This window comes from Sphingobacterium bovistauri (assembly GCF_020295405.1).
Classification (GTDB): Bacteria; Bacteroidota; Bacteroidia; order Sphingobacteriales; family Sphingobacteriaceae; genus Sphingobacterium; species Sphingobacterium bovistauri.
On sequence record NZ_JADEYP010000041.1, the window covers coordinates 1 to 25,017 of the forward strand.

Genomic DNA, 25,017 nt, shown 5'->3' on the forward strand with positions numbered 1-25,017 from the left:
AAAGGAAATAATAAGTTATATCAATTACTATAATAAGGTTAGAATTAAATCAAATTTAAAAGGAATGAGCCCGATAGAATACCGAGCTCATTATTTCAAAAAGATTGCATAAATTCGTCTAACTTTTTGGGGGCAGTCCATCATTGATTGCTCCTTTTTTGCATTGTATAAATATTATTTAACCATATTCAACTCAGTAGTTGTTTTTATTTTTGCGCCTTGCATTTCAACAGAAGTTATTGTTGAAGAAGAGACTGTTGTGAAGGTTTTAGCATCAACAACAAAATAACCAGTCGTTGTGCCAACACTCTTGCCTGTCGCGTCTTCTAAATTTACCGTACTTTCGATTTTATAACCTTGTGCAGTCTTTTCCGCTAGTTTGAAAGTCGATTTGGCAATTACGTTTAGTTGCTCTATTTTGGACTCTGCATTCCAGCTATCACCAATGCTGATGCTGTAGTTGGGATAAGTTGTTCCAAAAGAACTTACACTAGATTTGTCAAATATTTGATCAGATACATTTGGAAAGTCGATATTCTTGATGTGACCTAATTTATTCATCGTATACGTCAATGTGTTTTCTATGATTGGTTTGAATTGTGTCGCAAAGATTTTCTCGATTTCAGTCAATGGTTCTTTTGAAGAATCATAGGATGCGGTCATCATGCCAGCGTCAACATCAACTTTAACATAGGAATATTTAGCCGCGATATTTACTAGCGAATCCTCAAATGAAGAATACGTCATATCCATATGCATTAACATATCCATAATCACGGTCTGAGGTCCTTCAATGTCCATTTTTGTAACCATTTCGTATTTTAATGGTTTATTAAATTCAGGAGCTAAGCGAAAGGTGACTTTTTCTTGTGCCTGTGTACATAGCATGGTAATAACCATGAATAGTATGGATAATAATCTTTTCATAATATATTTTTTGTTAAAATACTTTATTTTATCGAAATATTAAAGAACTCTTATAAAGTATTTGTGTTTGGATATTAATTGATTATAATTGAGTAAGGATTATAAACTTAAGTGCATGAAATTTTTTGCAATAGTATTTTATTTGTCGTTGCTTTTTGGCTGTGTTCAGAATAATTCACCAATCAGCCAGGAAGTAAACAACTTGAATAATAAGGCAAACAACCATTTTAAAAACAAAGAATATAGTTCCGCAATCTCCTCTTTTGATAAGTTGCTAAAAATAGATATGGCTAATAAGAAAGAATACCTTTATCATAGAGGGATTTGTAAAAGCTATATTGGTGATTATGGGGGAGCTAAAAAGGATTTATTAAATGCGTTAGACACTGTTAGTGTCAATTCAAAATATATTTACCAAGTTCTAGCTGAAAATACTATCAAGCAATTTAATGATACTTCGCAGGCTTTGAGGTAAATCAATATGGCTTATAATCTCGATCCTAAAGATGAATCAATCATTATGTATAAATTGAATTTAATGGGAGAAAAAGCTGCTATGCAGTTTACATTGGATTCGTTATTGAATAAATAGATAATAAAAAAGCCTCACAAATTAAATTTGTAAGGCTTTTCTCAATATCGTAAAGCTTATTTCTTGTAAGCTACTTCTTTAACGGCTTTAATTACTTTTTCGATACTTGGTAACGAAGCTTCTACTAAAGTTGGAGCATACGCCAATGGTACATCTGCTGATGTTACACGTGTAACAGGAGCATCTAAGTAATCAAAAGCGTTTTTCTGTACGTGGAAAGCAATTTCTGAAGAAATTGACGCTAAAGGCCATGCTTCTTCAACAACTACTAAACGGTTTGTTCTCTTTACAGATTCTAAAATTGCAGCATAATCAATTGGACGAACTGAGCGTAAGTCGATTAAATCTACACTTATACCTTCTTTTTCTAATTCTGCTACTGCAGGGATCACTACGCGTGACAACATTTTACCGAATGATACGATAGTTACATCCGTACCTTGTTGGATTGTATTTGCCTTGCCAATAGGTAAGTAGTATTCTTCTTCAGGGACTTGTCCTTTATCACCATACATTACTTCAGATTCCATAAAGATTACTGGATCTGGATCGATGATAGCAGATTTTAATAAACCTTTAGCATCATAAGGTGTAGATGGAACTACAACTTTTAATCCCGGTGTATTTGCAAACCAGTTTTCAAAGTTTTGTGAGTGTTGAGCAGCTAATTGTCCAGCGTTACCAGTAGGGCCACGGAAAACAATAGGGCAGCTTAATTGACCACCTGACATTTGACGGATCTTTGCAGCAGAGTTAATGATTTGATCAATTGCTACTAATGAGAAGTTGAATGTCATGAATTCTACAACTGGTTTAAGACCATGTGTAGCAGCACCTACAGCAATACCAGCGAAACCAAGCTCAGCAATAGGAGTATCAATAACACGTTTAGGTCCGAATTCGTCAAGCATACCTTGGCTCACTTTGTAAGCACCATTATACTCAGCTACTTCTTCACCCATTAAAAATATAGTTTCATCTTTACGCATTTCTTCGTTCAATGCTTCACGAAGTGCTTCTCTGAATTGTATTTCTCTCATTAGTCTGTAAAATAGTCTTATTTTTATAGAATACGCAAAGCTAATATTTTAAAATGATATTTTTGCAATACTAGCGGATGAAAAGCGACTATAATTGTCATTTTTAGATAAGCTTTTGTAATAACTTAATAATTAGCTAATACATAATTTCGAAGCCAGGTATTAAGATTTTCAATGGCTAAATCTATTTGCCAAGCTGATCTATTTCTACGTTCCACATAATTGGATATGGATCTAATTTGAATGCAAGCAATGCTTTCTTGTTCGCAAACAAAAAAAACTGCGGCCCCTTCCATAGTCTCTATATGTGTATCTGGTAATCTTTGTTGTATTTTTTCAATAGAAAGCTGGTTTCCATGGACTTTGTTGACGGTAATAGCATTGACTTTCATAAGGTTTGCCTGAGACTGACTTATAGTAGAGACAAAATTCCCTTTGGCAAACCCTAGCTCCTCAATTGGAAGAAAATCATTTCCATCCTCAGCTCCTAATTCATAAAAGCAGTCAGATTGTACATCGACCACTTCTCCCAAGTTCAACGTTCTATCTATGGCCCCTGCTATACCAACATTGATGACGATATCAAAATGATTATCATCTTTAGCCAACGCTTTCCCGAGGGAATAAGCTGTGGCAGTCATGCCAACACCCGTAATAAGAAATGGAATTTGTTTTTCCTCTAATAAGGGAATAGTATCTTGAATTTCAAATCGAGTAGCTGCGACTATCAAGGTCTTCATTTTCTTCTGTTTTGAAATGCTAAGTTATATTTTTTTAAGGTATCTTTGTATTTATGATATATATCACCCGAAGAGAGCGTTTTTGCTCAGCACATAAATTGCATCGGGAAGAATGGTCTGCCGAGAAGAATGAGGCTATCTTCGGCTATTGTTCTAATCCCAATTGGCATGGTCACAATTACGAGTTGTATGTCACTGTCAAAGGTGAGGTAGACCCTGTTACAGGTTTTTTGATTGATCTTAAGATAATGAAAAACATTATTAACACCTATGTTGTTGATAAGTTAGATCATAAGAACATTAATTTGGATGTGGACTTTATGGAAGGTAAGATGGCATCAACAGAGGTTATTGCTATGGAGATATTTCATCAATTAAGACCTCATTTTGAAGCGCACCATGTTATTTTGCATAGTGTAAAATTGCACGAGACAGAGAATAATTCAGTCGAATATTTCGGCGATTAATTAAGTAATCAATACATAATACAATAAAATGAGTAATCCTACGGATTTCAACGAAGAATTAGATGGTTATAAAAAAATTGACCAATATAATGCGGAATATGTAAGTCGTATTGCAGATCATTATACAGATATTTTAGAATCACTAGGTGAGGACCCTAATCGAGAGGGATTGTTGAAGACGCCAGAGCGCGTTGCAAAGGCTTTACAATTTTTGACACATGGATATAATATCAATGCGGCTGAGGTTTTGCGTAGTGCAATGTTTGAGGAGGATTATAGTCAAATGGTGGTGGTGAAGGATATTGAAGTGTACTCGATGTGTGAGCATCATATGTTGCCATTTTTTGGGAAAGCACATATTGCCTATATACCGAATGGACATATTGTTGGGTTAAGCAAAATACCTCGTGTTGTTGATGTTTTTGCACGTCGTCTTCAAGTTCAAGAGCGATTGACAAATGAAATTCGCGATTGTATACAAGAAACATTGAATCCAGCGGGTGTCGCTGTGGTGATCGAATGTAAGCACATGTGTATGGCGATGCGTGGGGTACAAAAGCAAAATTCGGTGACTACGACTTCAGCATTCACAGGTGCATTCCAAAATGATGTTACAAGATCTGAGTTTTTACGTCTTATTACGGCATCATTAGATTAGAATTCAATGCTGTTTCTATAACTGAAAAACCTGTATATTTTATTAAATATGCAGGTTTTTTTATGTCTAAATTAAACGAAATCAACGAACTGTAGTCTATGCTTAGGATATAAAATTGAGCTTAAATATAAATAAGTTGTTTAACTTTGCACCTATGTTTCAAAATGAGGAGCGTGTGAATACGTATTTGGAAAGCATTTGTGATGATGAAAATGCATTGTTAAGGTCAATTAATCGAGAGACTTATTTGCGAGAGACGATGCCTCATATGATGTCAGGACATTACCAAGGTAGGGTGTTGTCGATGATATCAAAGATGATAAATCCATCTCGTATTCTAGAAATAGGTACTTTCACGGGGTATGCTACGTTGTGTTTAGCTGAGGGGTTGAAAGAAAATGGAGAGCTTCATACGATAGATATTAATGAAGAGCAAGAGGAGCGTGTGCAGAGTTATTTTGATAATTCACGTTTTGCTCCCCAGATTAATTATCACATTGGCGATGCCTATGAAATAATTCCTACGTTAGTAGGGAGTTTTGATCTTGTGTTTATAGATGCAGATAAGAAAAGAAATCTCATCTATTATAATATGTTGATAGACAAGGTTCCTTCAGGAGGGGTGTTGATGATAGATAATGTCTTGTGGAAAGGCAAGGTTTTTGAGGATAACCCAGACAATCAAACCAAACAGGTTTTGGAATTAAATAATACATTGGCAAGGGACTCTCGTGTCGAGAAGTTAATATTGCCAGTTAGAGATGGGCTTTTTGTTTTGCGCAAAAAGTAATGGTTGAACTAAAAAAAAGATTATGCTACAATCTTTAATTAGCAGAATGCTGCTAGGGCTAGTCTTGTGTATTACATGTATAGCAACTACTTTTGGACAGAATAAGTTTAGTCCATCAAGCTACATAGAGGTACATAAGAAGGCCGCACAAGAACTTATGCAAGAGACAGGTGTCCCAGCGTCTGTGATATTGGCCGTCGCAATTCATGAGAGTGCGTATGGAAATAGCCGAATTGCAAAGCACTTAAATAATCATTTCGGTATTAAAGGGAAGAATAACAGTAAAAAAATCAAATCAGCTTATAAGGGCTATTCTTCCGTTACAGAATCTTACAATGATTTCGTTGGTTTATTAAAAAGAAGGAAATCTACGCAACATTTATTTGGTCAATCTGCAAATAAAAATTTCCAATCTTGGGTGAATGCAATAGCTAGGTCGGGTTATTCTCAGACTAAATCGTGGAAAACTCATGTGTTGAGAACGATTAGTAGATACAATTTAGATCAATACGATACACTTAAATAATTTCAATTTTTGAATATTCCACAATGAGAATACTCGTTTATTTGCTACTATTCGCTGGACTAATGAGTTCTTGTGCTTCAAAGCGTCCAAATACTTTGGGTAAGCGTCCTGAAGACAGAAGTTCTTCGGTACATACTACCCCTTCTCGAAAACCAACATCTATTACAGGGCTAAATTATATCGAGCGGTATAAAGGAATTGCTGTCTCCGAAATGGAGAAATATGGTATTCCTGCGAGTATCAAGTTAGCGCAGGCGTTGTTGGAGTCTGGGAATGGTAATTCTTCATTAGCTATCGAGGCAAATAATCATTTTGGAATCAAATGTGGGGGAGTATGGAAAGGTAAAAGTATTACAAAAGCAGATGATAATCCCAATGATTGTTTCAGGGTGTATGAAAACCCAGAACAGTCATTTAGAGATCATTCTGAATTTCTTTTACGTAAGCGTTATGAAAAGTTATTCTCATTAAATAAAAACGATTACAAAGGGTGGGCATATGGATTGAAGGAAGCTGGATACGCTACCAATCCGCGATACCCAGAGTTGTTAATTGATTTGATTGAGCGCTACGAGTTATATAAGTATGATTCTTCAGAGACTAAATCAGAAAAAATAGTGCGTGAGGTGAAGGTAGAAACGACGATTGTGACAAAGGAAGAAAAAGGAGAGGTTGTACAAACAGAGCAGATAAAGGCACCTGTTCGTATGGTAATTCATGAAGTGAAAGCCGGAAATACTCTTTATAGCATAGGTCGACAATATAATGTGTCTGTTGATCAGATTAAACAATTAAATAACTTGTCTTCGGAGAATCTTTCTTTGGGACAGCTTTTGGTTATTAGTAAATAGTTGTCAAGAGAGTGGTAATTTATAGGATAATAATGTAGTTTTATCTTTGTGAAATTCCATATGTACCATATACTAATAGTTGTCTTATGTTGTGTTCAACATAGTCTTGTTATAGGGCAAGAAAATATTAGTGGTATGGTATTGGATGCTGATAGTAAACAGCGAATTGCTAGGGTATTGTTGATTAATAAGACTACAGGTCAGAATATCTATAATACTACTAAAGGTGAGTTTACCTTAAGCCTAACGATTGGTGATCTAATCATTGCTAATAAGGAAAATTATCATAGTGATACGATTACTTATACTGGGGCAAAGGCTCTAGTTATTAATTTGAAAAGAAAAACGATTGCTATAGCACCTGTGACAGTGATGGGTAGAGTCTCTCCAGAGGATATTTTGGCTAGACGAAGGGAGGAATATAGTAAAGCATATCGCCTAGCTGATCCAGGTGATTATGTGAGTGTGGGACAGAATGGCGCAGGATTAAGTATTGATGCAGTCTATAATTATTTCAGCAAGGAAGGCCGGAATGCACGTAGACTCACTAAATACTTCCAAAGGGAGTATGAGGACAACTATATTGATGTTGTCTTTACAAAGGAGCTTATTCGTGATGTGACAGGTTTGGAAGGAGAGCCTTTGGAAAACTTTATGATACGATATCGTCCGACATACAATTTTGTATTGACAGCAGACAGATATCAGCTCGTTAAGTATGTGAAAACAAAATACGAATACTTTAAACATATACCATATATAAAACCATTGCCAGATTTAAAGGAAATCAATTTAAATTTGGAAAAATAGAAATGTATTTTATGTTCAAAAATCTAACTATTGTCTTAACTGTTCTGATGTCATTTGTTGGGACCGAATTACTTGCACAGGTAAATTTAAAAGATTTACGTGAAAAGCCTGGAACAAAAATCGTTGATGCAGATACGATTAAAGAAAGCTCTATAAAACAGATCAATGTTCCAATTCCGCAATTGGGATTGGAGGTGAACTATTGGAAGCATTGGACAAAATTTGGGCTGAATGCTAATCAAGCTTCTTTCAGTGATAACTGGAACTCTGGAGGGGTGAATTCAATGTCATTAATGGGCTTATTTTGGCATAAAGCAGACTATACACGAGACCGCTTTAATTTTGTGTCTGAATTGGATCTGAAGTATGGTAAAATCCAAAACAAGGATCAATTGGCAAAGAAAAATCAAGACCGCATCTTTTGGGATAACAAGCTTTCATACAGGTTTACAGATAAATGGGCGTTGTATTTCTCGTTGACCATGGAATCTCAATTTGATCAAGGTTATAAATATGGTAAAGATGCTGATGGGAATGAAATTATAACTGATACGGTGTCTTCATTTATGGCGCCAGGATATTTTACAGAATCATTCGGTTTGGAATACAAGCCTGATAAATCCTTTTCATTAAGGTTGGGTACGGGTACAGCACGTCAAACACTTATATTGGATAATAGAATAGCTCCACCTGAAGGAGGTAAGGCTGTTTATGGTGTTGAACCTGGTAAGAAAGTAAGAAATGATTTGGCTTTTCAGATTACTGCAAATTTGGACAGGGATCTATCGAAAAACTTGAATCTTAAAGCTAGGTATAATCTATTTGCTGATTATAAAGATATTTCAGATCCGGATAATAGACTGGATGTGACACTCACAGCTAAGATCACCCGCTTGGTGAATGTTACAGCATCTGGTATATTGGTTTATGATTCAGATCAAGATACCAAAGTTCAATTTAGTCAGGGGCTTGCGTTAGGTGTATTATTTTCATTTCCTCGATAATAGTTGAAAAATATGCTTAGGTGGGTTGGATTATGGGTGATTGCAATGCTGTGTGCTTGTGGTGCTACAAAGGTGAATAAACAAAAGCCACTTGTTTCGTCATCTATTAACAAAAAGGTTGATTCGTTGGCACAGGCTGTAAAAGAAGCTTCCAAAAATTCAATTGATTCAGTAGTAACAGAAGTCATTTCACCAGATACGCTCAATAATTTTCCTAAAATTCCAGTTATTAATTCGCAGACACCAGAAGAAAAATTGGTCGAACAAAAGCGTACTGGGATAAATAAAAATTCAAATTGGGCAAGTGCTATTCATTATGACAACCGAAAACCAAATTATGTGATTATACATCACACTTCGCAAAATAGTACGGCGCAGACTGTACGGACTTTTCAACTGGAACATACCAAAGTGAGTTCTCATTATGTAATTGGACGAGATGGACAAGTAATACAGATGCTGAATGATTATGACCGTGCTTGGCATGCTGGGCGAAGCAAGTGGGGGTCAAATACGGATATTAATTCAGTTTCATTAGGTATTGAATTAGATAATAATGGTAGGGAACCATTTGCGGACGCACAAATTAATTCTTTATTGGTGCTATTGGATACGCTAAAATCTAAATATCAAATTCCACAGCTTAATTTCATCGGTCACGCTGATATCGCACCTACACGCAAAGATGACCCTAATGTTAATTTTCCTTGGAAAAGATTAGCTGAGCATGGCTTTGGCATTTGGTACAATGAGGATTTCCTTGGTGAACCGCCATTTAATTTTAATGCAATAGATGCATTGAAGATTATGGGATATGATATGACAAATGCAGAGGCTGCTATTCGTGCCTTTAAAAGAAAGTATATCCGTACAGAAGTGAACGGGGTTTTGACAGCTAGAGATAAGGCTGTGTTGTATGATTTATACAGAAAATATTATTAGCCCGTAGTTTCTGCTATTGGTTTGTTTTTCTTGGGAAGAATAGACTTGAAGAGATAGCCAAATAGTATTACTAAAATACAACCAATTAAATTTAGCCAAAGAAATGCCACTACATCAAGCATCCAAATGTAAACTATAATCGCTTCTGTACATATAGCTGCCCAAAAAACGGCATTACCATGTATAGATTTGAAATAGAAGGCTACTAAAAATATTCCTAATATAGTACCATAGAAAAGAGAACCAAGGATATTAACAGCTTCCAACAAATTACCGAGCTTATTCGCAAAAATTGCCACGATTATAGTAAAGATACCCCAACCAAATGTGCATATACGTGAAGCATTTAAATAGGTCTTCTCAGAACCATTTTTATTAATTAATCTTTTATAAATGTCTATTACAGTAGTAGAGGCTAAAGAATTGATTGCGCTAGAGGTCGCTCCCATTGAAGCCAACATGATAATAGCGATTAGAAGGCCTATTAACCCTTTTGGAAAGACAGAAGTGACAAAGGATAAGAAGATGTAGTTATTATCATTGGTCTCCGCATTGCTATCATTCTTTTTAATCAATTCGATTGCCGCGGTGCGAATAGCTAAAGATTCTGTGTTGATTTGCTTTAATTGTTGCTTTGCTTGATTCGTGTTTTCTAATGTCTTAGCTTGATGAAGTTGATTAAGTGTTTGTACACGTTGGGATGCTAAAGCATCTTGTTTAGCCTGTAATTTCTTGTATTCGTGTCCGTGTACACTGTTTTCAATCTTGTGTATTTCCGTTGGGTTGAAGAATATGGGTGCGCTATTGTATTGATAGTAGACAAATACTAAAACGCCGATTAAGAGTATGCAGAATTGCATAGGAACTTTTAATAAACCATTCATCAGAAGCCCCATACGACTTTCACGAACAGAAGATCCTGTTAGATAGCGTCCAACTTGACTTTGGTCAGTTCCGAAGTAAGAAAGTTGCAGGAAAAATCCTCCTATTAATCCTGTCCAAACGGTGTATTGGTTGTTCCAATCTAAGGTAAAATCAATAGCGTTTGTTTTATTTGATTCACCAGCAATATGTAAAGCTTCTACAAAGCCTATTTCGGAAGGCAAGAGATGAATGACCATCATTCCGGCAACCAAAAGTCCTCCAAAAATAACACCCATCTGAAGGAGTTGTGTATAAGAGACAGCTTTCGTTCCTCCGTAGGTCGTATACAAGACAACCACGCCACCGATTAATAAGGTCGTGTAAAATACATCAACATGTAAGACTGCAGAAAGTATAATTGACGGTGCAAAAATGGTAATTCCTGTAGAAATTCCGCGTTGTATTAAAAATAATAATGCTGTTAGGGAACGGGTTTTAATATCGAACCGCTTTTCTAGAAATTCATATGCAGTAAATACTTGCAGCTTATGAAATATTGGGACAAATGTAACGCAAAGGACAATCATTGCTAAGGGCAATCCAAAATAGAATTGCACAAAGCTCATTCCTGAGGTATAGGCTAGCCCTGGAGCAGATAAAAAGGTAATTGCGCTGGCCTGTGTAGCCATGACCGAAAGGCCTACATTGTACCAAGGTAACTCACGGTTACTAAGTAAAAAGCCCTCAATAGAATTGATATTCCTGCTTTTGTAGATTCCATACAGAACTATCAAAAGCAGGGTAGTAATAAGTACTATCCAGTCGATAGTACTCATGAGAAGTATTGTGTAAATAGATACATGCCTAATATGCACAGCACGAGCCAAACAACTACTATCCAGTAAAATTGTCTCCAACTACGTGCAAAGGGTGGCATATTGTTATCTATCACTTTCTTTGTAAGGTAAAAGTACAGATACAAAAACTGTTGCAGCGATTAATCCACCTACTAGACCTCCAATGATGCTTAAGAATGAACCACATTGAGCGAAAGCGATTAATGCTCCAAAGACAGTTCCGATTAATAAGATAAGACCTTTTACATTCAAAGGTTGATCATTTACTTGATTTTCCATGTTATTGTGATATTTTATTTTTCGTTTGTTAACAAATTTACAAATAATCTATAAGCTCCGGGTACTCCAGCGGGTAATTGTCTGAAAAAGGCCAAAGAAGTGTATACAAATTTGCCCTTTCCATGTTTTGCGATGAGTAAAGCACCGTTGTGCGGTTGTTCATTCTTATCATTTAAGCGAAGAGGGGTTCGGTAGCTGCTGTCTATATTTTCTGCGAAATACAATCCACGTTCTTGCACCCAGCCATCAAAATCTTTGTTGGTTATTTTGTTTGGATAGCTAAATGCAATGTCTTTCTCATCGAAGCTGAATTTTGAATCTTCTTCGGTAACACGACTTCTTCCTAAACTAAAATTATAAGGGCCAAGCTTATCTGTAGACAATTTGCTATTTACATTATATTGAACTAATACAACTCCACCATTTTGCACGTAATCCATTAATTTTTTATGTGTATTTCCACCGTTTTGGACCACATTAAAATAGCGTACACCAATTATTATTGCATCATATTGTTGGAGTGATACTGCTGATAAATCTTGGTCTGAAAGTGTAGTTGTTTTAATTCCAATTTGTTGTAGGGATTCTCCTACTAAATCACCTGCACCAGCTAGGTAACCCACGTTCTTAACCTCATTATTGAATTGTAAACTTTGGCAGGAAATCTCTGTTGTGGGAAACCAAGTAATAGTAGGAATATGATCGTATTCAAGAGTTTTTATTTGACGAAGTGTTTCTCCATTGTAATTAAAGCGTAATAATGCTTTCTTAGCATTCGCCGAAGTTGGTTTCAAAGTCAAAGTCCTTACTAGCGAATTTTCATCAACAAAATTTAATATCAATTTGTTCTCCGAAACCTCCCATCCTTCTAGTGGAGGGATATTAACTTCAAATATGGTTTTACTTTTATCGTGTCTTGTGAAAATCACTTCTATTGATTTCTCTTCTTGATTTTTACTCAAAAGAATAGAAGAATTAGCCTCGACTGTCAATTCTGGCAGTACAACCAATGGGTTGTGCACTTCACCTTTTACCGGATCTACAAAACGATGTTGTATTTCTCTAGTTATCGAAATAGGCTCACCATTAATATTGAATACGAATGTTGCCTTAGCGTGTTCAGGATTGGTTGGATTGCCTACAGATTCTATTGGAACTGTGAATTTCCCCAATGTATTTGGCTCGATAAGCCAATAGGGCTGCGAGGTGTTGGTTACTTTCGTTGCGGCTGATCCTTTCCAAAGGTTATTTGTAGGTAAATTGTGCTGTATGTTTTGATCGTTTACGCGAATTAATTCAGCCTGAACCTCTGGATTGCGTACAATTGCTTCCGCTTGAAAGATAAATTCATTGTTTACGACATGTTGACTTTGGTTGGTGTAGGCATCTGCCCAAATGCCAGTACAAGCAACAATTAAATCCTGCACTTCTTTTTTCTTTTGCGCTATCCAGTATGCGTGATTTGCTGCTTGTGGATGTGCGTTGTTTATTTTATAAGTATCTAACGCTTTTTTGAGTTGGATTAAATCGTTAACAGATTTTTGCGGTTGGACAGCTTGAAATTCAGCGTTTAATTTTGCGATTAGTTTTTGAAAATTTTGCGTATTAGGTAATCTATTCCACGATGTTTCAACATCATCGAATAAAGTTTTCTCTGCTTTTGAACCGGCCACATGTTCGAAATATTCGGTAGTCGTGCCGCGTGATGCTGCAGCACCAAAGCCTTGCGTTTTATGTTGTGAACGACTTTTTGCTGCTATTTCGCCGTAGGATTCACCTAATAATGCATTGTAATGACCAATTTCAATCTTCAATTGGCTATCTGAGGTATTGTTATGGCCACCAAAATTAGCTGTATTCCAAAGCAATCTTTTTGCTTGCCAAGTGCTGACTGTTTTTAGCTGCTCTGGAAATTTAGTTTTATCTGCTGCAGCAAGAAAAGCTTCATGTGCCAAGATAGCGGATGCTTGATGATGTCCGTGGCCACCTCTCTTATCAGGGGGGAACCGTGTGATAATTACATCAGGCTGGAATTGACGAATAATCCATACCGCTTCGCGTAAAGCGGTTTCGTGGTCCCAAAATTGAAAAGTCTCTTCATGTGTTTTGGAAAAACCAAAGTCATATGCAGAGGAGAAAAGCTGTTCTCCTTTGTCGATGGCACGTGCAGCCAACAGTTCCTGTGTACGAATTAGTCCTAAATTAATTCCTAAATCGGTGCCAAGCAGATTTTGACCACCATCACCACGTGTCAATGAGAGATAGGCTGTACGGTATTTTTGTTCTTGTGCTAACCATGAAATTAAACGAGTGTTTTCGTCGTCTGGGTGTGCCGCAAAATACAATACTGAGCCTACTTTGTCTAGCTTTTGTAGACCTATTAGTATGTCACTAATTGACTTGGTGTTGGTTTGACTCTTTGCTTTTTGCCAACAAAGCAAAAGACAGCAGATAAGAAAAATGTAATTGGAAAAATTGCGCATATCTAAATATACTTGGTTTGTAGGAAAAAGAGCAAATTGAAACAAAAATGTTAATAAACAAAAAAGAGTTGAAAGATTAACCTCAACTCTTTTTCAACAACAATTAAAAATCTTTTAGTCTTAAATAATTTGCTTCAATAATTCTTTAGATGTGAAGGCACAGTTTTATAGGTGCGATGTATATTTAATGGAGTTATTTTAGCTCTATTATAAAAGTAGTATAAAAGATTTAAATAGTATCATTTTGTGTCAAAAAAAAATTTCCACATTATTGAAGTTTTACACATCTATAATCTGGAAATTTTTTAAAGAAATATATTCTCTATTTTTTATTTATCGATTGAGCCTAAAACACGTTTCATAAACATATTTAAAGCTTCTTTTTTCGGTGTTCCCTCTTTGATTAATTTATCTACTTCAATGGCACCGTACATATTTGAAATTAGCTCTCCAATCACATCCAATTCTTCATCTTTCAATGAAGAAACTTCCGTCAGTGCTTCTAATGTTTCAATTGTTTCCAAGACGTAATCTGCATCGTTTTGTTCGATGAAATCCGTCAGGTGTTTAATTACTGGTAACTTCATTTAATAAGTCTATTAATCCGTCGATTTTGTTTGTTTGTACCTGATTTACCAATTTACCATTTTTGAAAGCGGCAAATGTAGGCAAATTATCTACGTTGGCTAATTTCCTAGATTCAGGGAATTTTTCTGCATCTACGATCACGAAATTAACATTTTCGTTTTCCGAAGCCATTTTTTTGAATTTTGGTTTCATAATGCGACAGTTACCGCACCAAGAAGCCGAATATTGTACAATTACAGTCTCGTTGTTTGCAACAACCTCTTGTAATGAGTCATTTTCTAATTCTTGCAACATAATAATATTGATTTTTTATTAAGAGGTGGAAGTACTCCACCCCTAGAAAATAGTACTAATTTCTTAGTTCATTGATAAGTAAGAAGCTACGCCGTCACGAGTTGCGTTCATAGCGTCTTTACCTTCTTCCCAGTTTGCTGGACATACTTCACCATGTTTTTGAACGTGTGTGTAAGCGTCAACCAAACGGATATATTCTTTTACGTTACGACCTAAAGGCATATCGTTTACTGATTCGTGGAATACTTTACCAGTCTCATCGATCAAGTATGTAGCACGGTAAGTAACAGCAGAACCTTCTGCGATTAAGCCAAATTCAGGGTGCTCTACTTCTTTCACGTCTAAAATACCTAAGATGCTAGATAAGTTGCGGTTTGTGTCAGCGATGATAGGATATTCAACACCTTCGATACCACCATTGTCTTTTGCTGTGTTTAACCAAGCGAAGTGAACTTCGTTTGAGTCACATGATGCACCAATAACGATTGTATTACGTTTTTCAAACTCCGCGACAGCTTCTTGGAAAGCATGTAATTCAGTAGGACAAACGAAAGTAAAGTCTTTTGGGTACCAGAATAATAAGATTTTTTTGTTTTCTTTTTGCGCTTTTTCGAAAAGGTTTAGTGAAATATAATCACCTAAATAGTCAATAGCATCAACAGTAATGTTCGGGAAATTTTTACCTGTAAAACTCATTTTAGTATCTTCTTTTAATGTGCTGCAAAGGTAAGCAATCAAGCCATACGAATGTATAAAAATTGACTATTGCGTATCGATATACTCTATATTATCATTTAATATATATTGTTATATTTTATGTCTATTTTTTTGTCTCTGGCAATTGATTTTGTGTATGCTGTTTCATACATTTGGCTTTGCCTATGCAAATTCATTAAGGCCCCGTAGTTCAACGGATAGAATAGATGTTTCCTAAACATTTGATAGCAGTTCGATTCTGCTCGGGGCTACAACTTTTAACGAAAAATGCCGAAATCTTCAAGACTTCGGCATTTTTGAAAAGGTCTCATACAAAATCCCATACAGCTCTGAAATCTTGTCGCAAAAGGCTATTTATAGTTTCGAAATTTCTAAACTTTCTTTCCGAATACAAGATTTCTAAAACTCTTCTCAATGTAATTTTAAAAGCCTAATTTTTTTACTTTTTGAATATCCTCATTTGATACATTTTTACCAAATTTTACTTGTAAAATGGATTCTTTTGAAATATTAACTCTTTGGACTCCGTTTTCAATTTTACAGTTTTGAGAATAAAGTCTATACTCTACCTCATTTTCATAAGCTTTTTCTTTTACGAAAACCCGATTTAATTGCATTAATAATTTCTTTGTAGATGTTTCACCATATTTGATAGCTTGAATATCATCAACATATATTACAGGAGAATGTATTATAGATTTTTTTCCGTTGTATTCAAAAATAGACGAACTATTTATATAATTAATTAGAGCATGAAAATCATATTTAATACACAAGCCTTTTTCGTTATCAGCATAATTAACCCAATGAAAATCACTATCCTCTAACAGAGTAAAACAAGTAACTCCGAATGATTGTATGAGTTCATTCCAATGTTTCTCTGATTTTTTTTCAATATCTCTATATGAAGATTTTTCAATTTCAGAAGTATCTACATTATATCCCAATATTTTATAATCATATCTTTTTATTTCTTCACTTAATAATGTTTCTTTTATTCTTTTACCTTGATTTTTGAATTGAATTCGTTCCACTCTACACTCTGACTTGTCTTCGAATTTTAAGGGATTTGTAAATTGAATAGTTCTATTTTTTAAACTTAAATAACCCCCATTAAAATCATAATACTTGTATACATACTTGGGGAAGTAATCTGGGTGATTATCAATGAAATTATTTAATAAATGTTCGCAATATTTGTCGTAATCCATAATTAAAGGAGGTTGTATCTAATTTAGTAAATATAACTTAAACAATGTAATGATCCACCAAATTGAGATAAACTATCACAATTTACTGTTTCAACTTTAAACCCTAATTTGTTATATATTGCCGTATTTGCCTTATTGTAATATTCCGTTTCCCTTATGGTTGGTAAAGTATATTGAGGTAGTACCACTGTGTTATTTAGAATAATATTATTGACATAAATACCTTTTGACACCGAATAGCAACCGCTTCTTTTCTTCTTTTTACATTTACATTTGATACTTTGATCAACTGGTCTATCTTCATTTCTAAAAGTATCTAAGCCCAAATTGTGAGCTGTAATTAATATTTCATCCAAATACCGATTATCTTCCCTCAAAAAGGACATATTGGGATATAAACTTACTCCAAACTTATTTTAACTCAAAAATGATGCAAAGCCACCTATATGACCTATTACATCATCTTCATGCCTTGGTATTATAGTAGGTTTGATATTTATAGTCTTTTGTTATCATAAACTACAGAAAATTTACAAAGTAACGAGTTTTGGAGCGATATATTTTTTCGTTAAAAAACATTAACATTCGTTTTGGTTTTGTTTTTTAGAAGTTCGTCTACGGATTTCCAATTTATTTATTGAATTCACTATTAAGCTATTAATTGTCTCAATTGTGTTTGTATTTTTGATTTAATTAATCAAACGGGCACGCTTAGTGCATATTAGTCTTAATAATTAACCATTTTAACATTTATGGATGTTCTAAATAGAAATACTGTAACATGGAAACTTATTTGCAAAACTTTTCTTCTGGGGGTGCTAAGCGTCCTAATAAGTAACAATGTCTCTGCCCAGAATAGGACAAGCATTTCGGGAAGAATAGTTGATTCAGAATCAAAGGCACCATTGGTAGGTGTGTCTGTAAAGATTGACGGATCTAAAAATAGTGCTACATCCAATAAGGAGGGTGATTACACAATATATGGAGATGTGGCGCCTAACAAGATTACGTTCACATTTCTTGGTTATAAGACAAAAGTGATTTCACTTAAAGAAAAAATGACAGTTTTGAATGTTGAATTAGAAACTGATTCAAAAAATATTGATGAAGTGGTGGTCACGGGTATGTTCGAACGTAAGAAGGAGAGTTTTTCAGGTATAGCAAAAACCGTGTCGGGAGAGGAATTACGTATGATAGGAACTCAAAATGTTGTCCAATCTTTAAGAAGTTTAGATCCATCATTTATTCTTGTTGAGAATAATTTGGGAGGGTCAGATCCAAATAGATTGGCAAATATTGAGTTACGAGGTAAGACAAGTGTATCTAATGTTGATCAAAATGGTGCATTGATAGATCAAACTGGGTTAAATCCAAATTTGCCCTTGTTTATTTTGAATGGTTTTGAGTCATCGTTACGTGAAATAACAGACTTAGATATAAATAGAATTTTGAGTGTTACAATATTAAAGGACGCGGCTTCAGCGGCTATTTATGGGGCTCGTTCGGCTAATGGGGTGGTTGTTGTTGAAACGATTAGGCCTAGGCCAGGGAAAATGAATTTAAGTTTCACTTCAAGTACCTCATTTCAGATTCCTGATCTAAGTGATTATAATATGATGAATGCAAAAGAGAAACTTGAATATGAGATCTTAGCGGGTAGATATGATGCTCAAAATGCCCAATTATATGACTATGTAATCCAAGAGAGATTCAAAAATAAGCGGCAGAAGATGGTAGAGGAAGGTGTAAATACATATTGGTTGATTAAACCTTTGGATAAAATTGCTATTTCAAATAACAATTCTGTCTTCATTGATGGAGGGGCAGACGAATTTCAATATTCATTGGGTGCTAATTTAAATAGTGTAGATGGAATTATGAAATCTTCAGGAAGAAAAACCTGGGGTGCGAATGCAGATTTTGTTTATAGAAACAATCGATTTAATATTTCCAATAAAGTTTTTATATCAGGGAATAGAGCGCAAGAAAGTCCATATGGCTCTTTCGCTACCTATGTAAATATCAATCCATATTATAAATCAGATCAAAATGATAGATATCTAGAAGAGACTCCAACAGGCTTTAATGGAAGAAGTGTTTATAGAGTTTCAAATCCACTTTATAATGCTCAACTTAATTCGGAACGCTATTCCACAGGCTTAAATATTAATAATATTTTGAGTTTTAATTACGATATCAATACTGCTTTTAGAGTAGTAGGTGCAGGTAGGATCTTGAAGAGTATGAATAATTCTGTGAATTTTGTCTCTCCTTTAGATACAAGATTCGATAATTCAATCATCGAAGAAAAGGGTATGTATTCGGATTCTAAATCTGATGGTCTTGAATATAGTGGTAACATCGGTGTTACCTACAATAAAGTTTTTAACATCAAGCATGTTTTTACAGCAAATACAAGGTTTGACATTCAAGAGGAAAATAGAAAAACTTTGGGTCTAACAGCTGTAGGTTTTCCAACTGGTGTAGACGGCAACCCTGCGTTTGCATATTCTTATCAACCTAATTCTAGGCCATTCGTAGATTTTCCCACAAAGGTAAGAAGAGTAAATGCTTTGATTAGTACTAATTATTCCTATGCTAATTCTTACTTTGCTGATTTTACATATAGAATAGATGGATCAACGGCATTTGGATCTGCAAAGAAATATTCTCCATTTTGGTCTATAGGAGCAGGGTGGGTTATGCACAATGAAGAATTTTTGAAAAATAGCAATTGGATCAGTAAAGCAATTTTAAGAGCGAATATTGGTACCACGGGAAATCAGAATTTTGGTAATTTTTTATCAGCAACAGTGTATAATCTCGAAAACATATCAAATAAATTTGGACAATCATTATTTCATACAGGTGTTGGAAATCCAAATCTAAATTGGCAAAAAACAATGAATTCTAGTGTTGGATTAGATATGGGGCTTTTAGAAGACAGAATAAGATTTGTATTAAACGCCTATCAAAAAATAACAGATCCACTTATTTTGACAATTGATATGCCTTTATCTAATGCTATAAGAAATTATGCAACAAATCTTGGTAGTATGACATATCGAGGCGTTGAAGCGGATATTAGCTATTCTCCAATATATAGACTCAATGATCGTGTGATATGGACTTTAAGAGTTTTTGGAAGCGTGTACAAAAGTAAGTATGGTGGTTTTGATGATAGTAATGTTGGGGTAATGAATGAGATACTTACAAGTAATGCTTATTTACAACGATTTCAAAATGGAAACAGTCCTGATGATCTATGGTCTTATAAGTCTTTAGGAATAGATCCTAGTAGCGGTAGAGAGGTTTTCCTAGATAAAGACGATAAGTATATTTTTGATTATAACGAGGCAAACATTAGAGTAGTAGGAAGTGGGAGGCCATTAGTAGAGGGGGTAATGAACTCAAACCTGAGATTGAAGAATTTTAATTTTAATGTGGCTTTTAGGTATAATATAGGCGCTTCGAAATTTAATAATGCACTGTATAATAAAGTTGAGAATATAAGTTTTGATGAATTGGAGTTTAATCAAGATAGACGTGCCTTAGAATTGAGGTGGAAAAATCCGGGGGAGATCGCCCAATTTAAAGGAATTAAAGAAACCTCATTGACTCCGATTTCATCACGTTTTATCCAAAAAGAAACATATTTTTCTGGAGAATCAATTTCCGTGGGATATGATTTTCAGTCTACTAAACATGTCTGGCTAAGTTCTGTTGGCTTAAAATCTTTGAGATTTACAGGGTATATGAATGATATTTTTAGGGTGTCCAATGTGTTGTCTGAGAGAGGGTTGGATTATCCTTTTTCTAGAAGTGTTTCATTTAGTATTAATGCAAATTTTTAATTCTAGGATTATGAATATTGAATTGAAGAAATATTTAAAATGTTGTTTTATTATGTTGTCATTAGGCTTTTATTCCTGTGATTCTTATCTAGACGTCAAGCCTGAGGATAAATTCCTTTCAGAAGGTGTTTTTAATGATAAGTATAATATAAACAAAGCTATTAATGGGGTTTATGTTTCATTGGCAAAACCAAATTTATATGGAAGGTCTTTAACTATGTCTACTGTTGACATGTTGGCACAATATTATAACTTTTATCACAGTTCGGTGATGTCTCAATGGAGTGAAATAGCTATGTATCAATATAGTGAAAAGAAAGCGCAAACTGAATTTGAATTAATATGGAGTAATGCGTATTTGACTATTCTTAACATAAATAGTTTTATTGAACAGTTAGAAGCTTCAAATGATATTTTGTCAGAAGACCATAAAAACATTCTTCTAGGTGAGGCTTATGGTTTAAGAGCTTTTGTACATTTTGATCTTCTTCGATTGTATGGGCCGATTTATAGTGTAAATCCAGGTAAGCCATGTATTCCGTATTTAGATAAAGTAACTCAGGTTTCACAGCCATTGTTAGGAGGGAATGCAGTAGTCGAGAAAGTTTTAGAGGATCTCAATAAAGCTGAAAAATTATTGGAAAAAGATCCGATAAGGAGAGAAGGAGTGCAACCGCTTAGCGGTTTAGGTGTTGAAAATGATTTCTATAGATTAAGAAATAGAAGATTTAATTATTATGCAGTTTTAGGGACTAAGGCACGAGTGTTATTATACAAGGGTAATAAACCTGAAGCCCTACATATGTGTGAGAAAATTATAGATGAGGCTAGCGGTTATTTCCCATGGACAGCAGAAGGAGAAACTCAACCTCTTTTGCCAAATCCAAATAGAATATTCTATTCAGAGGTGATATTCGGATTAGATAATTATACTATGTATGATGCGCATAGGGAATTATTTTCAGCATCTTTGGAGCAGAGTCAAATTCTGGTTCCAACTAGATCAAAATTACAGGGTATTTACGAGAATAATGAAGACGATTATCGTTATCGTGTCAATTGGGCGGATGGTATTGCTGCGGGCAAAGATTATAAAACGCTTATTAAATACCAAGATTTACCTTCTACAACAGTAGCATGGCGCAATTTTCAACCACTTCTAAGAATTTCTGAAATTTACTATATAGCGGCTGAATGTTCATCTAATGATATGAATAGAGCACTATCATTTTTGGATGAAGTGAGGCGCAATAGGGGGCTGATTAATCTTGCCAGCAATGTCGATTTGTCTAAGGAAATCGAAAAGGAGTATAAGAAGGAATTTGTTGGTGAGGGTCAGTTATTTTATTACTACAAGCGAATAAATAAGGGAAAAGTACCATATCCAATTGATGGGTATGGGGATATTTCAATGACTGAGTCTGAATATGTAGTTCCTCTGCCGCTTAAAGAATTGGAATATAGGGTTAAAAAATAGAATCAGCTTATATAGTTAAATATTGTGTAAAATGAATAAAAATATATTTTATATACTAGCAATTTTAGTTTGCTTTAATGTTTATTCCTGCTCAAAATCAGATTTAATAACTTATGATGGTGAGCGTCTGCTTGTTTTCTTTAACCCAGCTAAGGAGGCAAGTCAATCTCCGATAGATTCTGTCGTATTTAAGTTTGGGCTATTGCCGATAGAAATTACAGACACATTAATTAGCTATCCAGTTAAACTTGTTGGAAAAAAGTTGGATAAACCCACCCCATTTATTGTAATGGCGAATAAATCTGCTACAACAGGAGTCGAAAACAAGGATTTTATAGTTCAGGCTGAACATTCGTTTCCATCCGATACAGTGATTTATAATTTGCCAATAAGAATTTTTAGACCATCAAGTGCTAATTCAAAGTTTAAAATAACTTTAGAATTGCCCCAAACGGAAAATTTTAATAATGATGCGTTTAAAAGTGAGGGAAATAAGAAAGAGTCAAATAGGGTAGTGTTTTATGTTACTGATGAATTAATTATTCCTGCTAATTGGACAATATCAGGGTCAGCATTGGGAGCTAATTTTCATCTTGGACCATTTAGCAGAAAAAAGCTTCAATTGATATCTAAGATCGTTATTACAAGGAGTGGCAATGATGTATTTACACCAGATCTAATACTTAGTAATGTCGCTACGAATTCTGGTAATATTACAACATTTGGTACCTGGTTAAATGAATATTTGGTAGATCAAGCCAAGAAGGGCACTCCAGTACTTGACGAGGATGGAGGGTTAATGAAGGCTGGAGATAAGTTTAAATAAAACAAATAAGTATGAAAAATTGTATAAGAATTATACTTGGCATTTTCACATTTGCTTTTGGTAGTTGTGTTAAGGATTTGGGTAATTATGAATATAAAGTAGTCAACGAGGCTATTGTTAGTGGAATAGATAGCATTTATGAGATTAGGGCTAATGATATTCTAAAGATTAATCCCCAAGTGTCATTTAGTAATGACCCCAATCCAGACTTTTCAAATTATGAATATGCTTGGTATAATATTGGACACACAGGGTTTAATACATCAAAGCCAAAGCTTATTAGTGATTCGTTGAATCTTGATAAGAGTATTATTGCTGATTTTAATTTAGGGGTGTATAATTATTCTTTTAGAGTGACGGATAAAAGAACAGGGGTTTGGTACGAAAAACTTTTTAAGATTCTTATATCAAATGATATTTACGAGGGATGGTTTGTGCTATCAGAGGTTGAAAATCAAAGTAGTCGGTTAGATATGTTGAGTTTCAAGGCTAAAAGTCAATCATTTGAGTTAATGAGAGATATATTGAAGTTAAAAAACTCACCATTAGTACTAGATGGTATACCTTCTTTTCTATCAGTTGTTAATTATAATCAATTGGCGATTACGACTTCAAAAGTTTCAAGAATTGTATCTGCTAATAATTTTACAACTTTTCCACTACCTAATTTTAATAATTTTGATTCTAACAATTATGAAGCTATTGGTTTAAATTCTAAGTTTTATGGGGCTAATGGTCAAAAGTATCTAACAAGTAATGGAAGGGTTTTTTCTTATCAAGTAGGAACATCCAAATACGTTCAAAAGAATTTTATGGAAAATGCCACTGATAAGGAATTTAAGGCTTCACCATATTTATCAACTTTTAACTTTACTGATGCATTAATATTTAATGAGGATATTTCAGAATTTGTACGCTCGAATGGGGTGTCAGCTAGCAAATTCTCTTTGAAAATAAGTAATGCGCAGTTGCATAGCTTAACTAAGGACAAGGATTTGATTTTTGCGAGATTTGTGTTGTTAAATGGAGGAGAAACATTGGCAATAATGAAAGATAAGCAGGGGGACAAAATATCTTTGGTTCGTATAGATAAGGAAATTAAAAACCCACAAAGTGTTGATATGCTAAATAGTTTGATTAGTCAGGCTGAGTTTGTTGAATTTAGTGATGATTTTAGTTATATCTTTTATAGTGTTGGAGGAAAGTTATACCAATATAATTTTAGCTCCAAATTGAACACTTTAATGGTAGATTATGGAAACAGAAAGATATCAATGTTGAAGATGCCTAAATTGGATTTTACAGGTGTTACACGATCAGAGCGCTTGGAAAATTACATGAAAAGACTATTTGTTGGTAGCTATGATGCAGGAGATCTTAATACGTCAGGAGTATTAGATGAATATTCAGTGCCGCCTAGAGGAGAAAAACTCATTAAGGTGAATTCTTTTGAGGGACTTGGTAAAATTAGAGATATGGCTTATCGAAATAGATAATTTAATAATAGGTATAAGGAAATACTTTTAAATTGAATCTTTATTTCAGAGATAATATACTAAACAAAGGGCTAGCAAAATTTTGCTAGCCCTTTGTTTAGTATATTGAGGTATTAGTGTTTATGTGCTTCTAAAGGAGGGGTAATCATGATGTGTGCTTTGTATGTGCCTTCGTCCATCAACCAAGGCATGCCTAAGTTATTATGTTTGTTGGATAGGCCCAAATCAGCGGCTTTAGCGAATGGGACATAAATAACATACCTGCGTTTTGCATCTTTTATTTCTCCTGTTTCATTATTCACATTCGTTGCTTCACCCCAGTAACCATATAATGTTGTAGGTTGTTGCGGAATTGACAATTTACCAGCCTTAAATTCTTGTTCACGTATTTCATCTCTTTGTTTACGCTTGCCCTCTGCGATTAATTCGCGACCACGAGCCATTAAAGGCTCTAAGCTTTCTGGATAACAATATGCATAGTAAGTTGACATTTTGTAATCAGGAGCCAAACAGATGTATCCGTTTGTACCTTCTCTTAACGTAATGAACTTACCATCTTTGTCATAGCCGTAAACTTTTGAGTTTTCTCTGAACTCTGCAGGAGCGGCTTGCACTGCGATTTTAATTTGTAACTCCGCAGAAGGGACTTCTTTTTTCGTCTGCGCATTCACTTGAAACGTGACTAATATAGCAGCCAATACACTTAATATGCTTTTCATGGTAC

General features: G+C 34.6%; 26 protein-coding genes and 1 tRNA gene. 15 read left to right on the top strand and 12 right to left on the bottom strand.

Going from position 1 to position 25,017, the window contains the following annotated elements; all coding sequences use genetic code 11:
* Positions 1-10 precede the first annotated feature (10 nt).
* Entirely contained in the window at positions 11-112 is a 102-nt protein-coding gene (locus IPZ78_RS17405; RefSeq protein ID WP_394371242.1) for an IS3 family transposase, read from the top strand.
* 62 nt (positions 113-174) lie between these two features.
* Here IPZ78_RS17405 and IPZ78_RS16150 read toward each other — a convergent pair whose 3' ends face one another.
* Positions 175-927 carry a hypothetical protein gene (locus tag IPZ78_RS16150; RefSeq protein ID WP_225555021.1) on the bottom strand — a complete coding sequence of 251 codons (753 nt, stop codon included), beginning with the start codon at positions 925-927 and terminating at the stop codon, positions 175-177.
* A gap of 115 nt (positions 928-1,042) precedes the next feature.
* Here IPZ78_RS16150 and IPZ78_RS16155 point away from each other — a divergent pair, with 115 nt between their 5' ends.
* Positions 1,043-1,402, top strand: a complete 360-nt coding sequence (locus IPZ78_RS16155; protein WP_225555022.1) for a tetratricopeptide repeat protein — start codon at positions 1,043-1,045, stop codon at positions 1,400-1,402.
* Positions 1,403-1,575: 173 nt separating this feature from the next.
* On the opposite strand, the gene IPZ78_RS16160 is transcribed toward IPZ78_RS16155, so the two are convergent.
* Together IPZ78_RS16160 and mqnB are read right to left on the bottom strand one after the other, a co-directional pair.
* Positions 1,576-2,559 carry a pyruvate dehydrogenase complex E1 component subunit beta gene (locus IPZ78_RS16160; RefSeq protein ID WP_225555023.1) on the bottom strand — a complete coding sequence of 328 codons (984 nt, stop codon included), beginning with the start codon at positions 2,557-2,559 and terminating at the stop codon, positions 1,576-1,578.
* 125 nt (positions 2,560-2,684) lie between these two features.
* On the bottom strand, positions 2,685-3,299 hold the full coding sequence (gene mqnB, locus IPZ78_RS16165) for a futalosine hydrolase (protein WP_225555024.1): 615 nt from the start codon (positions 3,297-3,299) through the stop codon (positions 2,685-2,687).
* A 53-nt stretch (positions 3,300-3,352) separates the two neighbouring features.
* Between mqnB and IPZ78_RS16170 the strand changes: the two genes are divergently transcribed.
* From IPZ78_RS16170 to IPZ78_RS16205, 8 genes are all read left to right on the top strand, one after another.
* Positions 3,353-3,766, top strand: a complete 414-nt coding sequence (locus tag IPZ78_RS16170; RefSeq protein ID WP_225555025.1) for a 6-pyruvoyl trahydropterin synthase family protein — start codon at positions 3,353-3,355, stop codon at positions 3,764-3,766.
* A 28-nt stretch (positions 3,767-3,794) separates the two neighbouring features.
* Entirely contained in the window at positions 3,795-4,424 is a 630-nt protein-coding gene (gene folE, locus IPZ78_RS16175) for a GTP cyclohydrolase I FolE (protein WP_225555026.1), read from the top strand.
* A gap of 154 nt (positions 4,425-4,578) precedes the next feature.
* Positions 4,579-5,214 (top strand): O-methyltransferase, encoded by a 636-nt coding sequence (locus tag IPZ78_RS16180; protein WP_225555027.1) that lies wholly within the window; start codon positions 4,579-4,581, stop codon positions 5,212-5,214.
* Positions 5,215-5,236: 22 nt separating this feature from the next.
* Positions 5,237-5,740: a glucosaminidase domain-containing protein gene (locus IPZ78_RS16185; RefSeq protein ID WP_225555028.1), complete on the top strand. Its 504-nt coding sequence runs from the start codon at positions 5,237-5,239 to the stop codon at positions 5,738-5,740.
* 23 nt (positions 5,741-5,763) lie between these two features.
* Positions 5,764-6,591: a glucosaminidase domain-containing protein gene (locus IPZ78_RS16190; protein WP_225555029.1), complete on the top strand. Its 828-nt coding sequence runs from the start codon at positions 5,764-5,766 to the stop codon at positions 6,589-6,591.
* Positions 6,592-6,651: 60 nt separating this feature from the next.
* Positions 6,652-7,401: a hypothetical protein gene (locus IPZ78_RS16195; RefSeq protein WP_225555030.1), complete on the top strand. Its 750-nt coding sequence runs from the start codon at positions 6,652-6,654 to the stop codon at positions 7,399-7,401.
* An 11-nt stretch (positions 7,402-7,412) separates the two neighbouring features.
* Positions 7,413-8,405: a DUF3078 domain-containing protein gene (locus IPZ78_RS16200; RefSeq protein ID WP_225555031.1), complete on the top strand. Its 993-nt coding sequence runs from the start codon at positions 7,413-7,415 to the stop codon at positions 8,403-8,405.
* A gap of 12 nt (positions 8,406-8,417) precedes the next feature.
* The gene (locus IPZ78_RS16205; protein WP_225555032.1) at positions 8,418-9,347 is read left to right on the top strand and encodes an N-acetylmuramoyl-L-alanine amidase; all 930 of its coding nucleotides are present in this window, start codon (positions 8,418-8,420) and stop codon (positions 9,345-9,347) included.
* Here IPZ78_RS16205 and IPZ78_RS16210 read toward each other — a convergent pair.
* The 6 genes from IPZ78_RS16210 to IPZ78_RS16235 all read right to left on the bottom strand — a co-directional run bounded on the left by IPZ78_RS16210 (position 9,344) and on the right by IPZ78_RS16235 (position 15,408).
* Positions 9,344-11,047 (bottom strand): sodium:solute symporter family transporter, encoded by a 1,704-nt coding sequence (locus IPZ78_RS16210; RefSeq protein WP_225555033.1) that lies wholly within the window; start codon positions 11,045-11,047, stop codon positions 9,344-9,346. The two genes, IPZ78_RS16205 and IPZ78_RS16210, sit on opposite strands and share 4 nt — an antisense overlap.
* A 105-nt stretch (positions 11,048-11,152) precedes the next feature.
* The gene (locus IPZ78_RS16215; protein WP_225555034.1) at positions 11,153-11,347 is read right to left on the bottom strand and encodes a hypothetical protein; all 195 of its coding nucleotides are present in this window, start codon (positions 11,345-11,347) and stop codon (positions 11,153-11,155) included.
* Positions 11,348-11,361: 14 nt separating this feature from the next.
* Positions 11,362-13,830, bottom strand: a complete 2,469-nt coding sequence (locus IPZ78_RS16220; protein WP_225555035.1) for a PIG-L family deacetylase — start codon at positions 13,828-13,830, stop codon at positions 11,362-11,364.
* A gap of 329 nt (positions 13,831-14,159) precedes the next feature.
* Positions 14,160-14,417, bottom strand: a complete 258-nt coding sequence (locus IPZ78_RS16225; RefSeq protein ID WP_225555036.1) for a DUF6952 family protein — start codon at positions 14,415-14,417, stop codon at positions 14,160-14,162.
* The gene (locus tag IPZ78_RS16230; protein WP_225555037.1) at positions 14,398-14,712 is read right to left on the bottom strand and encodes a thioredoxin family protein; all 315 of its coding nucleotides are present in this window, start codon (positions 14,710-14,712) and stop codon (positions 14,398-14,400) included. Before IPZ78_RS16230 ends, IPZ78_RS16225 begins: the two co-directional genes overlap by 20 nt.
* A 63-nt stretch (positions 14,713-14,775) precedes the next feature.
* On the bottom strand, positions 14,776-15,408 hold the full coding sequence (locus IPZ78_RS16235; RefSeq protein WP_225555038.1) for a peroxiredoxin: 633 nt from the start codon (positions 15,406-15,408) through the stop codon (positions 14,776-14,778).
* A gap of 200 nt (positions 15,409-15,608) precedes the next feature.
* Here IPZ78_RS16235 and IPZ78_RS16240 point away from each other — a divergent pair.
* A tRNA-Arg gene (locus tag IPZ78_RS16240) sits at positions 15,609-15,680 on the top strand.
* 171 nt (positions 15,681-15,851) lie between these two features.
* On the opposite strand, the gene IPZ78_RS16245 is transcribed toward IPZ78_RS16240, so the two are convergent.
* Positions 15,852-16,640, bottom strand: a complete 789-nt coding sequence (locus tag IPZ78_RS16245) for a DUF2971 domain-containing protein (protein WP_225555039.1) — start codon at positions 16,638-16,640, stop codon at positions 15,852-15,854.
* A 23-nt stretch (positions 16,641-16,663) separates the two neighbouring features.
* The gene (locus IPZ78_RS16250; RefSeq protein WP_225555040.1) at positions 16,664-17,026 is read right to left on the bottom strand and encodes an agmatine deiminase family protein; all 363 of its coding nucleotides are present in this window, start codon (positions 17,024-17,026) and stop codon (positions 16,664-16,666) included.
* Positions 17,027-17,392: 366 nt separating this feature from the next.
* On the opposite strand from IPZ78_RS16250, the gene IPZ78_RS16255 reads away from it, so the two are divergent.
* From IPZ78_RS16255 to IPZ78_RS16270, 4 genes are read left to right on the top strand one after another with little or no spacing between them, the layout of a single operon-like run.
* Positions 17,393-20,494 (top strand): SusC/RagA family TonB-linked outer membrane protein, encoded by a 3,102-nt coding sequence (locus tag IPZ78_RS16255; RefSeq protein WP_225555041.1) that lies wholly within the window; start codon positions 17,393-17,395, stop codon positions 20,492-20,494.
* Between the two features lie 10 nt (positions 20,495-20,504).
* The gene (locus tag IPZ78_RS16260) at positions 20,505-21,971 is read left to right on the top strand and encodes a RagB/SusD family nutrient uptake outer membrane protein (RefSeq protein WP_225555042.1); all 1,467 of its coding nucleotides are present in this window, start codon (positions 20,505-20,507) and stop codon (positions 21,969-21,971) included.
* Positions 21,972-22,002: 31 nt separating this feature from the next.
* Positions 22,003-22,797 (top strand): DUF4843 domain-containing protein, encoded by a 795-nt coding sequence (locus IPZ78_RS16265; RefSeq protein ID WP_225555043.1) that lies wholly within the window; start codon positions 22,003-22,005, stop codon positions 22,795-22,797.
* A gap of 11 nt (positions 22,798-22,808) precedes the next feature.
* On the top strand, positions 22,809-24,293 hold the full coding sequence (locus IPZ78_RS16270) for a PKD-like family lipoprotein (RefSeq protein ID WP_225555044.1): 1,485 nt from the start codon (positions 22,809-22,811) through the stop codon (positions 24,291-24,293).
* A 113-nt stretch (positions 24,294-24,406) separates the two neighbouring features.
* On the opposite strand, the gene IPZ78_RS16275 is transcribed toward IPZ78_RS16270, so the two are convergent.
* The gene (locus tag IPZ78_RS16275; protein WP_225555045.1) at positions 24,407-25,012 is read right to left on the bottom strand and encodes a hypothetical protein; all 606 of its coding nucleotides are present in this window, start codon (positions 25,010-25,012) and stop codon (positions 24,407-24,409) included.
* Positions 25,013-25,017 lie beyond the last annotated feature (5 nt).